The 12,869-nt window shown below is 27.8% G+C and carries 10 protein-coding genes; 2 read left to right on the top strand and 8 right to left on the bottom strand.

Going from position 1 to position 12,869, the window contains the following annotated elements; genetic code table 11:
- Nucleotides 1–39 precede the first annotated feature (39 nt).
- The gene (locus GCL60_RS05415; RefSeq protein WP_153418987.1) at nucleotides 40–1,410 is read right to left on the bottom strand and encodes a ribonuclease domain-containing protein; all 1,371 of its coding nucleotides are present in this window, start codon (nucleotides 1,408–1,410) and stop codon (nucleotides 40–42) included.
- 278 nt (nucleotides 1,411–1,688) lie between these two features.
- Here GCL60_RS05415 and GCL60_RS05410 point away from each other — a divergent pair, with 278 nt between their 5' ends.
- Nucleotides 1,689–2,213 carry a peroxiredoxin gene (locus tag GCL60_RS05410; RefSeq protein WP_153418985.1) on the top strand — a complete coding sequence of 175 codons (525 nt, stop codon included), beginning with the start codon at nucleotides 1,689–1,691 and terminating at the stop codon, nucleotides 2,211–2,213.
- Between the two features lie 36 nt (nucleotides 2,214–2,249).
- On the opposite strand, the gene bla is transcribed toward GCL60_RS05410, so the two are convergent.
- Entirely contained in the window at nucleotides 2,250–3,185 is a 936-nt protein-coding gene (gene bla, locus GCL60_RS05405) for a class A beta-lactamase (protein WP_153418983.1), read from the bottom strand.
- A 201-nt stretch (nucleotides 3,186–3,386) separates the two neighbouring features.
- Nucleotides 3,387–4,427: a hypothetical protein gene (locus GCL60_RS05400; RefSeq protein ID WP_153418981.1), complete on the bottom strand. Its 1,041-nt coding sequence runs from the start codon at nucleotides 4,425–4,427 to the stop codon at nucleotides 3,387–3,389.
- 385 nt (nucleotides 4,428–4,812) lie between these two features.
- On the opposite strand from GCL60_RS05400, the gene GCL60_RS05395 reads away from it, so the two are divergent.
- Entirely contained in the window at nucleotides 4,813–5,358 is a 546-nt protein-coding gene (locus GCL60_RS05395) for a GNAT family N-acetyltransferase (protein ID WP_153418979.1), read from the top strand.
- 1 nt (nucleotide 5,359) lies between these two features.
- Here the strand turns inward: GCL60_RS05395 and GCL60_RS05390 are convergent, their stop codons facing one another.
- From GCL60_RS05390 to GCL60_RS05370, 5 genes are all read right to left on the bottom strand, one after another.
- Entirely contained in the window at nucleotides 5,360–6,280 is a 921-nt protein-coding gene (locus GCL60_RS05390; RefSeq protein WP_153418977.1) for a class I SAM-dependent methyltransferase, read from the bottom strand.
- A gap of 221 nt (nucleotides 6,281–6,501) precedes the next feature.
- Complete coding sequence (locus tag GCL60_RS05385; protein WP_153418976.1) at nucleotides 6,502–8,418, bottom strand: chemotaxis protein CheB; 1,917 nt, start codon at nucleotides 8,416–8,418, stop codon at nucleotides 6,502–6,504.
- Nucleotides 8,415–10,577 carry a methyl-accepting chemotaxis protein gene (locus GCL60_RS05380; protein ID WP_153418974.1) on the bottom strand — a complete coding sequence of 721 codons (2,163 nt, stop codon included), beginning with the start codon at nucleotides 10,575–10,577 and terminating at the stop codon, nucleotides 8,415–8,417. The genes GCL60_RS05385 and GCL60_RS05380 overlap by 4 nt, the downstream gene beginning before the upstream one ends.
- Entirely contained in the window at nucleotides 10,574–11,065 is a 492-nt protein-coding gene (locus GCL60_RS05375; protein WP_153418972.1) for a chemotaxis protein CheW, read from the bottom strand. Before GCL60_RS05375 ends, GCL60_RS05380 begins: the two co-directional genes overlap by 4 nt.
- On the bottom strand, nucleotides 11,062–12,786 hold the full coding sequence (locus GCL60_RS05370; protein WP_153418970.1) for a chemotaxis protein CheA: 1,725 nt from the start codon (nucleotides 12,784–12,786) through the stop codon (nucleotides 11,062–11,064). Before GCL60_RS05370 ends, GCL60_RS05375 begins: the two co-directional genes overlap by 4 nt.
- Nucleotides 12,787–12,869 lie beyond the last annotated feature (83 nt).

Below are 12,869 nucleotides of genomic sequence, written 5' to 3'. Positions count from 1 at the left end.
TAAATTTAAAATATCTAAATATATAAAGTTATAGATTATTCAATTGAAAGCATTCATGCTAATTGGGCCTTTTTGCATGGGGCCAAATGATTTATAATGATTATTTGTTATCCACCAATTACCAGTTTTTCTATCAACTACAATTCTTTTTGGACCTGCTTTAGTTTGATTTTTGTGAGGAAAACGAAATTCCCAATAGTCTCCACCATCTGGTAATTTTTGTTCCTTTATACCATCACCTCTATTTTCAAACACTTTACCTTGTGAGTAATCAAGTTCCGCAATTTTCTTAAGAGCTCTATTAAAAGTACTCGAATTTCTTTTAACTTCTATAAATCCATCATCAGCATTAGATCCAGTGGCAGCTTCTGCAGAGTTATTATTTAAATCAAATGCTTCTTTAGGAGTTGTTTCTTTAACTTTTGGAGTAGCAAGTGCGTCTGGGAATCTTCCATTTGGAGCTCCTTCTATTTTAGGAACCCCTTTTGAAGTTGGATATAAAACAGTTTCTGCAGGTTCAGGAAGAGGGCCATTTAAAACAATAGAAATAGCACTTTCTTTTAATATTTCGTCTAAATGAATTCCAGAATTTGGTCCTAATGCCATTCCTTTGGGCATATGCCAATTATTACAAACTTGATCTCCTGCTTTTACATAAGCGCTATCTGTTGCTGCAATACTATAAGATGCAACACCAATTTGATCATATTCTAAGCCAAATGAACTTTGGCATGTAGTAACAAGTTCTCTGCAAACATAATTTAATTGGACACCAAAACTTTGAGATAATTTTTCATATTCATGTTTAGCGTTAATAGATTCTCTTGAATTTCTTGAAAGGACAGATTGATGGTGTAATAATTTATCCATAATAAGCATATATTTTTGGATAGAATTAATTTCTTCATCGGAATTTATAGGATACCAGTTATCTGATTTATTTAAATTCCTATTAAAATATTTATTATTTTCTGTTTGTAAATATTCATCATCAATATAATCTAATACACCATTTCTTTTTGCTATATGATGTTCTTGAATGGGAGTATTTTCGTAAGTAATAAATTGCGATAAATAAAAAATTTCTCTCCTATTTCTTGCTAATGGCTTTTCTTTTGAATCAAAATGGATTTTGAATCCAGTATGTAAATTATAATTTGGAATATTTGCTAGCCATAATTCTCCTTTAATCCAATATCCATGTTCATCCTTAGGAGCCCAAGAATATTTTTCTGTTAAATTTGGTTTAGCCCATTGCCATTTTGAGGAGTCATTTTTATTTACGCAAAATAAATATGAGCCCATTCCTTCTGAATAGAGACTTTGTGAAAATCCGTTTAAATGAAAAAAACAAATAAAATAATATAAAATGAAGCTTTTAAGAAAAAAATTAAATTTTTTTAATAACAAAGTAAACACCTCCTTGTGTTTTAATAATAGATATAACTTGTCTATAATATAGAAAAAAGGGTTATTTATAATTGAATTATGAGGATATAATTCAAATAAGATGTTTTCATATTACAAAATTCTATAAAATCAAAATTTTTTTGGTACTCTATTGAGAAAATTAAAAAGGTGAAAATAATTTTATTTTTATGATAGGATACTTAAGTTAAGATTTTTAAAGTTTCACAATAAATTTTAGGAAAAGTTTATTTTATTTACTTTTTATAAAGGATAAATTCATGAATAGATTTTTAACACTATTAATTGTAATATCGATGGAATTTTTATTACCTAGTTTCTGCTTTGCACTTGAAGTGGGAAGTTCTGCTCCTCTCTTTTCATTAAAAAATCAAAATGGCAAGACAATTTCTTTGGAAGAAAATAAAAATAAATCTTGGTCGGTAGTCTATTTTTATCCAAAAGCAGGAACTCCAGGATGTACAACGCAGGCCTGTGCTTTTCGAGACTCAATTAAATTAATTACAAAAGAGGGGGCTGTCGTTTATGGCATTAGTACAGATAGTGTTTCATCCATAAAAGAATTTTATGAAAAACATCATCTCAATTTCGATCTTTTAAGCGATGAAGATGGAAAAATATCTGTTGCTTATGGAACTAAAATGCCACTTTTAACTATGTCTAAAAGAGTTACTTTTATCGTAGATGATAAATTGATCATAAGAAGTGTCGATGAAAATGTTGACCCTGCTTTTGATGCTAAAAAAGTAGCAGAAAAAATTAAACAGTTTAAGTCATCAAAATAATAAAATAATTTCGTTAAAATCAATTATTCGTTCTTTTTATTGAGACTTTATTTGAATACATTTGTCCTTATTAGCAAAGGCATTAATTATAATATTTGTAGCTGATGCAATAACATCATCACGGTATTTTGCATTTTGTTTCTTTTGGGTAAAGTAAATTGCCACAACAATAGGAGGGCAATTTGGTGGCCAAATAACTCCAATATCGTTTGTCGTGCCATATTTACCTTTTCCTGTTTTATCAGCAACAATCCACCCTTTTGGAACGCCAGAACGAATTTGAGCATCACCAGTAATGCTATCTTTTAGCCATGTTTGCAAAAGTTCACGTTGATGTAGTGCTAAGACGTCACCTAGTACAATCTTTTGTATGCTTTTTGCCATTGCTGAAGGAGTTGATGTATCTTGTAAGTCATCAGGTATTGCTGAGTTTAGTTCTATTTCATAACGATCGAGTCTAAAATTATTGTCTCCAATTGAGCGTGCAAATGAGGTAACAGCATTAAGCCCTCCTATTTTTTTTATTAAAAGATTTATGGCAGCATTATCACTTGTCGTAATGGTTGCTTTGCAAAGTTCTTCAATTTTCATTCCATCTGAAAGATGTTTTTCAGTAATAGGGGAGTGAGCAATGATATCGTCTTTTTTATAATTTATTTTTTCTTTAAGAAAGTTCTTATTTGTCATGCTGTGCTTTAGAATGGCGGCAACGCCCATTAATTTAAATGTGCTACAAAAAGCAAAACGTTCTTCTGCACGATACTCAAGCTTTGAATTGTCAGCAGTATTTATGGCAGAAATTCCAATACGTCCATCAGAGGATTTTTCGAGTTCCAATAGTTTTTCTTGGAATGGATATAATTTTATATTTTGAATTTCTGTGTTAGGTATTGCAGGATAAGCATTGTAAGATATTAAGGGAATTAAAATTGTTATTTTAAAAACGAATTTCTTTAATAAATAGTGTCCCATATAATTTTTCCTTATAGATTCGTGTTTCTTTATTTAGAGAAATGAATTTCTTGAAAGCTGCATCGTTTCATTTTTCTTGAGACGGGTAAGCCAAAATTCTTCTATCTTTTTTTTTAGAATGAAACAATTATCTAAGAAGGTAAAATTTGAATTTTTATAAATCAAATGCTCTTCAAATAAGAAGAGCATTTATTTTTATTTCTATGGAGTAGGGGCACTATTATCTATAGAAATATGAACATTAATATTTTTAAATGAGGGAATATGCCATCCAAGAGAGTTTATTACTAACGTTCCAGTAAGTTTGGCATCGTTTGGTAAATCTTTATTTTCAGTTGGATCATAGCTAATTGAAAATTGATTTGTATAATCCGTTTTAGAAGGATCGCTGGTTGAATATACCATTGCACGATTTAATTTTGTATTTTCCCCATTTTCTGCAAAATTAAATGCATTTAATGTAATTTCATAGATTTTATTTGTTTTAACATCAGTAACACTGGCTTTGATTGCTGTTATTTTAGGATTGTCCCAATAGCCCCAAGATGTTTTATGATCATCACTTAATGAAGAATTAGGCAGAGTAAAAGCATATGAAGTATTATTTTTTATACTTAAATTTGAATTGATATTAACGGATTTATTATCACCTTTATATTCTAAATTATAAATTTCTGGAATAAGGCTATCATTATTTAATTGATTTGATAATGTGGAAAATGCAATAGTTAATGAATTAGGTTCAGTTGTTAAACCATTAAAATACAAATGATCTGTTCCATCTATTGTTGTAGTTTCAGAGTTGTATTGAATATTTTCTTGACTTGTTACATTCAATTTTTCGTCAGCGTTCATTATAAATAAGTTATTTTCTGGAATGTAAACAACATCATTTAATTTAAAAGTATTTAATGAAATATTACATTTTTTACCTGTGTCAAGTAGAAAATTAGGATCGGAATCTTGGTTTATAATTTCTATTGTGCCTTTGGGGTTTCCATCACAGTTAATAGTTGTATTTAATTCCCATTTAACTGTTTTATCATTTAGAATATTATTTGAGCTGTATTGTGAAACGGAGTAAAAATTTTTGACATTAAGTTTGGTTTGAATCACAGAAGCAGGAGTTGTATTTGATTGATCTGAAGATGGGGTATTTTGCCCTGTATGCCCACAACTTGTTAAAGCGATTGAAGATAAAGAAAGCAAAGATACAAATGCAATAGAAAATATCTTATTCATTATAAGTCCTTATGGCTAAAAATAGTGTTCTTTTAAACTTTCCATCCTTGAATTATTTAAGAAGGTCTTTATATATTCTGCAGAAAACCTTCAATTTATTTTCTATCAATATTAAAATTGAGAATGAATAGAGATTTTAATAGTCTATTTTTTTGACATAATTTTCATATTAATTAAGATTTATTTGGTATAATTGATTTAAAAATTAAAATTTCTAGTAAAATATCTTTTATTTAAAAGGACTTTAAATGTTTATTTTATTTTTTTGTCACTTTATGACTTTTTGGCTAAAATATGACATAGTATTTTTGTTTCCAAGACTCCAGAGAAGCCGATTTAGGTCTTTGCTTAAATTAAATTATAATTTTTTATTTTATGGTGAAATATGACAAATCTATCTGTTAGTCCAATGAAAGAAAATGAGATTCAATATATGGTTGATTATTGGTTTAATTGTAGTAATGCCGATTTAGATAGAATGGGTGTGGACAAAGCCAAATTATCATCTAAAGAGAAATTTCATAATGATATTCTAGCTTCATTTAAGCATCCTTTAGAGGATTGCAAATCTTTTTATATGATATGGTATATAAACAATGAACCAGTTGGGCATAATGCTTTTAGAGATATCGTTAAAGGTGAGTTGGCTAGCATGCACTTGCACATGTGGGTAGATAAGTATAGGGGAAAAGGTTTTGGAGCAAAGTTATTTTGTCTTTCTGCTTTGGAATTTTATAAATTATACGAACCCAAATTAATCCTTTGCGAACCCGCTTTTCATAATCCTATGCCAAATAGAATGCTTCAAAAAATTGGTTATAAAAGTTGGCGCACAAATTTTTCAAAGACAGGCTATATTTCAGCAATATGTGAAAATACAAGCTATATTATTGATAAAGAAACATCCTTAAACTATTTAAATAGGAATTAATTTAAATTTGAATTTTTCTTCCTGATATAAGATAAAATACAATTCCACCTGCACTGTGAGTCCTGTTATTTTGAATTCCTGATATAAAGTCTAAACTTGATTTACGCAAATTCTCCCAATTTGAATTAAAATCATTTAAAATTCCACCTCCTGCTAAAAAGTATTTTTTTGTTTCTTCATAACTCCACATTAGAAAATCTTTATCAATCCATTCTGAAAATTGTTTTAAATAAACTTTTTGTTCTTCAGAATGATAAGGGGGAATTAATGGAGAAGCTTTGTCTGATTGATAAACCTTTATGTCTGACAACTTTAGTTGAGAAAAGTAACCAGGAATAAGATCTCCAATTGAATTATGGCCAAGACCAAGAATGGATTTCCCCTTTTCACAGATGAGGGCAAACTGAATTCGTTTTAATTTTATTTCAATGGGGTCATCAAAAGAAAGTGAATGTTCAATTAAATTAGACGCAGAATTATTAGGTTCTGCAGCAAGCAAAAGTCCTCCAGGTTTTAAAACTCTTTTCATTTCGTTAAGTACTTTAATAACATCTTTTATATGAATTAATAAGGTTTGGCATGTTACCATATCAAACGTGTTATCTTGAAATGGAATTTGGTCTGCAAGAGCAACAGAATAATGAAAGCGTTTTTCTAGTTCATATGTATTTGTTAAACGAATTGCATTATGAATAGATTCAGATTCCATATCTATTCCAGAAATAACACATGTTTTAGATAAAAAGGGATTAATTACTCTACCCCAATGTCCAATACCACAGCCTACATCTAAGACTGAATTTACCTTATTTAGGCACCAACGTTTTGCCATAAGCTCGATAAAATCTTGGTTCCACCAAAAGTTACGATATTCACCAAAAAAATCTTGGGAATGAGGCTTCTTTTCTTCATAAAGAGACATATTAACCTCGTTATTATTATTTATTTAAGATTTTGCATTCAAAAATTAATTTTATTTGAAAAATAATAAAAAAATCTATTTTTATGGTGGTGTGACATTTGATTTTAATTTTAGATCAAAAATATAAGTAAACATTATAAATTCCTTTTATGTCTAAAACAAAATATTTAGAAAAGAATATCTTGTCAAGTTTAAATTATTAATTTATTGTTCTGTAAATTTTATGAAACTTTTGTTTTCATTTTATTTAGAAGTTGTCTAATTTCAAATAAATCACCACTAAAGCAACTTGCATCTAAAGCTTCCGCTTCTTTTGGCATTCCATATATAACACAAGATTCTTCATTTTGTGTTATGGTTAAACATCCATTTTGTTTTAATTTTAATAAACCATGGGCACCATCATTTCCCATACCTGTAAGTAGAATTCCTATTCCTTTTGCTTTTGTTTTAGCTATGGAATCAAATAAAATATCAACACAAGGACGGAGATCTTTTTTAGGAGGAGACATATCTGGTTCAACTCTGTAATTACCAGTACTTCCTTTTACTATAATATGATTATCACCGTCCGCTAGGTAAATATGACCATGTTTTAAAAGGGGGCGTTCCATAGGAGATACATATTTTAATCCTGAAGTTTTCTTTAATTTTTCTATAAATTCTTTAGAAAATATGTGAGGTAAATGTTGAACTATAATAATAGGTGGAAACTTATTTGGAATATTTTTTAATAATTCTACTAAAGCAACAGTGCCTCCTGTGCTAGCTCCAATAGCAATAAAATCAGGAATCAAATTATCTATAAATACTTTAACTTTTTTATTTTTATCTATTGCCTTATTATTTTCTTTTTGTTCTGTTCCTGGAGTTTCAATTGAGTTTAATAGCTTTTTTAAATACAATATAATTTGAGAGGTATTTATATCAAAAGATCTCCAATCTTGAAAATCTTTGAAAATTTGGCTTTCATGATAAATATCTAAGCTATAAGATAATTTTTGACTAGGAAATATAATTGTTTCTATTACAAAAATATTTTTGTTTTTTTTGACAATTGTTAATAATAATTGAATAAGTTCATGAGATTTTGAATCACGATCTATTGCAACAACTTTAAGTTGATTATTATCTTCAATTGATTTTAATTGATCTAAGGAGTTTATTAATTTAAAATCTTTAAATTCTTTAGAAAATCTGTCAGAAAAATTTTTTAGTCTTATGGGATCGCTATTTGAAAAAAGCAAAAAATCTATGTTTAAATTTTCTGAGTTAATTTTTATTGGAGATAAATTTTTTTTATAAATTGAATTTCCAATATGAAACAATTTAAATTTATCAGCTTCAATTTTTTCACTGTGACCAATACAAATAATTCCATTTTCGTCTGTTATTAATTTAAAATTACTAATAATTTTATCAATATCATTTTGTTTGAAATATATAAATAAATTTCGGCATAAAATAATATTAAAATGGTCATTTTTATCCAAAGAGTTATTAAAAGAAATATTATTTTTTAAAAAGTTATCATCTCTAATGTCACCTTCAAAAAATTGGCAATGATCTCTAATTTCCCTTTTTATTGCAAAAAATTCTTTAACATTTCCTGACCCATTCAGAATATATTTATGAAATTGTAAGGGAATATTTTGTAAATCATCTTTACAATACACAGCATTCTTAGATTTTTTAATTGATTGAGAATCAATGTCAATACCAATAATATTATAATTTATATGGGGAAATTTTTCAGTTATTGTTTCTAATAAAAAAGCAAGAGAATAAACTTCTTCTCCCGTAGAGCATGGAATAGATAAAATTCTTATGAATTGAATATTATGATTTTGAATTAAATTAATGATTTCATTTTCTAATATTCTAAAATGCTCAAACTCTCGGAACCATCCTGTGGTATGAACAGTAATTGCAGATAAAAATTTATCATATTCTTCTTGATTATTATCTAAAAACTTTAAATAATGATTTAATTCAAAATTTTCAGTTAAAATCATTCTTTGTTTCACATTTTCTATAACAAAACTTTTTATTTGATTAGGATGAGATTGAATTCCCGTTATTTCTAAAGATAAATCTAATAGTACATCAATTTCATCATTGTTTAATTCTATCTTCATTGGTCTTTGTTTTCATTAAATGCGGCATCATCGGCTGTTATTTCTTTTTTTTCAGGACTACTATTTTTTCTTAATTTAATATTTTTTGTTACTTTTCCTAATAAATATTTTAAATCATTATTAGATTCAATGATTTCTCCATTTTCTTTTTCTTTTATAATATTTCTATCTTCCCAGGAGTTGGAAAGTTTTTCAATTAATTGCATTTCTTTTTCTTTTTTTGAACCTAAAGAAACATTTCCTAAAATTAATACCTGTGTTGCTTTCATAATCTTCTCAACAACTATACCTTCTTGCTTTAATTCTTTTGATAATTCTCGAGCTTCAATTGCGGAGGTATTATTTTGTTTCGTTGCTTGGTCCATTTTTGACATTGCTTTCACAACTTGTTGAACACCAACTTGTTGTTCTTTCGTAGCTAAAGTTATACCTTTTAATCTTTCATTGATACTTTCAATTTCCTGTGAAATAGTTACAAATTCTTTAGCAGCATCACTTGATACAGCTTGTGCATCTGATATTTTTTTAGAAGTAATTTCAATAATTCTTGAGACTTGATTATGGCTATCTTGAAGCAGCGCTTGAATTTCTTTTGCTGCATTTCCACTTGTTAAAGCTAAATTCCCAACTTCTTCTGCAACCACAGAGAAGCCTTTACCTTGTTGTCCTGCTCTTGCTGCTTCAATGGAGGCATTAATAGATAATAATTGCGTTTTAAAAACAATATCATTAATAATAGACGTTTTATTTGTAACTTCATTTATGATGTTTGCCATGTTTTGTAGGTCGGAGTTTGCATTTTGAATAGATTCCATGGAATTTGTCAGTTTGTCCATGATCACGTTACCTTTGTCTGTTTTTTCATTAACGGTAGAAGCAAAAACACTACAGTCTTTTACATGTTCCATTGTCTGTGTGATCATACTTGAGATTTCACTCATTGCACTCACACTTTGCTGAACGGCATCGGATTGTTCTGCAGTAGCTGTTGCGACTTCATCAGAGGAAATTGCCATTTTATTTGCAGTATGAAATGTCTTTGCTGCCGAAGTTTTTAAGTGCTCACTAATTTGAATAAAGTTTTTAGTTAATATATTAATAAACATAAATGCAATAATGACAAATATAAATGCTATTAGTAAAATCGTAGAAATAAATTTATACTTTAAATAGTTAATATGGCTAAAAAATGAATTTACTTCAGCTCTAATTAACACCATCCAGCCATTAGAGTATATCCATTTTGGTGATTCAATATAGGAAAAACCACCAACTGTATCAAATTTTTTTCTTGGATGATAAGAATAATAAATTCCATTTTTCTTTTCTTTAAAATAAGTAGCTCTTTCCGGATTTCTTTTAAAAAGATTTAATTTATTTAAAACATTAAAATCTCTTTTAAACTCATTTGATTTAGAATAATAAGGATCATACTCTGCAATTACATTTCCGTTGTTATCTAATATACAAAGCTCCGTTGTTGTATATCCTTGTTTAGCTAATTGAGTGTATGTTTCTTTAAGTTCATCTTCAATATAAGAGAAATTTGCTCTATTTGAAATAACACCAATCATTTTACCAGCTTTATTAAATACGGGAGCACTATAAGAATTTGTATAAGATTTATTGCCTAAGACTTTTGATGCAATAAGATCTTCATAAGGCCCTTCAAAATATGTTCCTTGAAATTTTTTTTCTGGATCTTCTGTAAATTTTTTATTGATTACGCTTTCAAACCATTTTTCTTTAGCAAAATTATCTTGTTTTATTTTTTGATAATTAATAGGATTTCCTTTTGAATCTAATGTATTTGATGCAATTAAATTACCATTCATATCTACAAATAAAATTAAATCATAAATTCCGTAAAGTGATGAATATTGATTTAATGTTTCCTGCATTTTTTGTTTATCAATTTGCTGAAAAACAGGATTGATAGCAAAAGCTTGAACATCTCCATATCGTTCATAAAACTGAGCAGAAATAGCATTGCCTAAATTATAGGATTCAGATTCCAAAACATGTTCCATATTTTTAGATAGATCCGAACTATTATTTAGCTGTTGAAAGATGGAAACAAAGCATAATGAAAGTATTACAATAGATATTAAAGTAATTATTTTAAAACGCATAGAGAAATAATGGTTTTTTAAAATCATATTGAATCCTTTGAGCTTAATTGAATACTAGATAAATTTGTAATTTCTTGTTTATCCAAAATAGAGTGCAGATCAATTATTGTAATAATTTTATCATTAAATTGATGCATACCGAGTATGTAATCATTTGGTATTTTTGATTCAATTTTAGGCCTTTGACTGTTTTCCATAAAGTTTAAATGAAAAACACCTTCTAACTGATCTGTTAAAACAGCAATTGAGCCACCTGTGGTATTAAAAATTATCATGGCAGAATTTTTTGGTGGAATTTCTGGAACTGGATATCCAAACCTTATTCGGAGATCAATTGTACCTACTATTTCACCTCGTACATTAATTACGCCCATATAAGAATGAATAGTATTTGGAATGGGTTTTGGATTTTGGCTTTCAATGACTTCTCTTACTTGGAGTAATTGTGTTCCATAAATTTCTTCATTTAATTTAAAAACAAGATATAAATCTTTGCTTTCTTCTTCTATGTTCATAATCTTCCTTCCAATAAATTAGAATCTAATTCTTTATTTTTAGGAATTATTATTTGATTTATTAATTCTTTTAAACTTAATATAAATGCGGGTTCTCCATTTGGAAGTACAGTGGAACCGCTATAGTATTTTATAACATTAAATTTATCGCTTTTTTTTCTAAAAACAACAGATTCAATCCCAATGAGCTCTTCTATTTCAAAAGCATAATAAAAATGATTATCTTCAACAATAAGAGCAATTGCATTTTTAATTAAGCTTGATTTATTTTTATCTGTGTTTTTTAAATATTGACTTAATTCTTTTATTATTACTGTATTATTTCTTAATAAAGCCACTTTTTCGCTGTTTGTAACTTTTTCATATTTAATTTTTGATAGATCTAACACTTCAGAAATTTCTGAAATGGGAATAACATAATTTAAATTATCAACCTTAATTGTAAGCACATCAATAATGGAAAGATTTGCAGGTAGATGGAATTCAAATCGAGATCCAAAGTTAATTTGGCTTTGAATATTTACGTATCCTCCAATTTCATCTAAAACTTGTTTCACTACATCTAATCCAACACCTCTACCAGAAACTTCTGTTATTTTTTCTGCGGTTGAAAATCCAGGTAAAAAAAGTAATTGATATATTTCTTGTTCATTTAATTTTGTCTTTTCGGCAATTAAGTTTTTTTGGACGGCCTTTTGAAAAATAATTTTTGGATTTATCCCTTTGCCGTCATCAGAAATTGTAATAACAACATGACTTACATTTTGTTTAGCTTCAAGCTTAATGGAAGATTTTACAGTTTTATTTTTTTCTAATCTTTCTTGGCTTGATTCAATACCATGGTCTACTGCATTACGAATAACATGAACGAGAGGGTCTATAATTTTTTCAATTATATTTTTATCTAATTCAACAAAATCACCATCTGTTATAATTTCAAGATCTTTATTTTGTTGCATGGCGAGAGACTTTGCTGTTCTTTCTAATCTTTGAAATAATGAAGTTAGTGGAAGCATTCTTAGTGCAAAAACATTTGATTGCAATTCTTTTATAATTTTTTCACATATTTGAACAGAATTGATAAATGATTTATTATTATATTTTCCAATTGAACTACAATGTGAAATAATAGCATGATGAGAACATAATTCACTTATATAATGAATCATAATATCAATTTTGTTAGAAGGAATGCGAATCGTATCCACTTTTTGTTGTGACTTTGATGTTGTTAATTTATCATCCTTGCTTTCTTCTTTATCTTTTACAAAATTATCTTTATAATTAAATATACTAAAACCTTCAGTTTCTTTTAGTTCAGGTTTTTCAATAATCGAAAGGTATTGATTGATTTCATTTTCAATTTCAAAAACTTCATTTGGAATATAATTTAAATCGTTTGCAAACTGATCACACCAGTTATCCATTATAGAATGGCATTTTAAAAATAAGGTAATAAAACTTGAATGATATTGAATTTTTTCGTCTCTTAATAAAGTGATTAAATCTTCTATTTTATGTATAAAAGTTCCAAAGGCATTTAAATTAACTGACCTCGAAGATCCTTTTAGATTATGAGCAAAACGAAATAAATTTTTAATGGATTCGGGGTTTGGATTTTTCTCTAATTCAAGGCATGTTTTTTCCCAAAGCTCTAAGGTGTCTTTAGCTTCTTCAATAAAAGTAAGAATAAATTCTTTTAAATGCTCACTGTTATCCATTAAAGTTTTCCAGAATTGAGTAATATTTCTGTTTAATGGTGATATAATCGGTTTTTTTTTAATTTTTTTCAGTGAATATTTAG

This window comes from Silvanigrella paludirubra, assembly GCF_009208775.1.
GTDB classification, from domain to species: domain Bacteria; phylum Bdellovibrionota_B; class Oligoflexia; order Silvanigrellales; family Silvanigrellaceae; genus Silvanigrella; species Silvanigrella paludirubra.
The sequence above is the reverse complement of the archived record's forward strand: the minus strand, read 5'-3'. Positions and strand labels throughout refer to the sequence as shown.

Coding starts and splice junctions, on each gene's coding strand:
- GCL60_RS05410 (WP_153418985.1), top strand. CDS start 1,689: ATGAATAGATTTTTAACACTATTAATTGTAATATCGATGGAATTTTTA.
- bla (WP_153418983.1), bottom strand. CDS start 3,185: ATGGGACACTATTTATTAAAGAAATTCGTTTTTAAAATAACAATTTTA.
- GCL60_RS05400 (WP_153418981.1), bottom strand. CDS start 4,427: ATGAATAAGATATTTTCTATTGCATTTGTATCTTTGCTTTCTTTATCT.
- GCL60_RS05395 (WP_153418979.1), top strand. CDS start 4,813: ATGACAAATCTATCTGTTAGTCCAATGAAAGAAAATGAGATTCAATAT.
- GCL60_RS05390 (WP_153418977.1), bottom strand. CDS start 6,280: ATGTCTCTTTATGAAGAAAAGAAGCCTCATTCCCAAGATTTTTTTGGT.
- GCL60_RS05385 (WP_153418976.1), bottom strand. CDS start 8,418: ATGAAGATAGAATTAAACAATGATGAAATTGATGTACTATTAGATTTA.
- GCL60_RS05380 (WP_153418974.1), bottom strand. CDS start 10,577: ATGATTTTAAAAAACCATTATTTCTCTATGCGTTTTAAAATAATTACT.
- GCL60_RS05375 (WP_153418972.1), bottom strand. CDS start 11,065: ATGAACATAGAAGAAGAAAGCAAAGATTTATATCTTGTTTTTAAATTA.
- GCL60_RS05370 (WP_153418970.1), bottom strand. CDS start 12,786: ATGGATAACAGTGAGCATTTAAAAGAATTTATTCTTACTTTTATTGAA.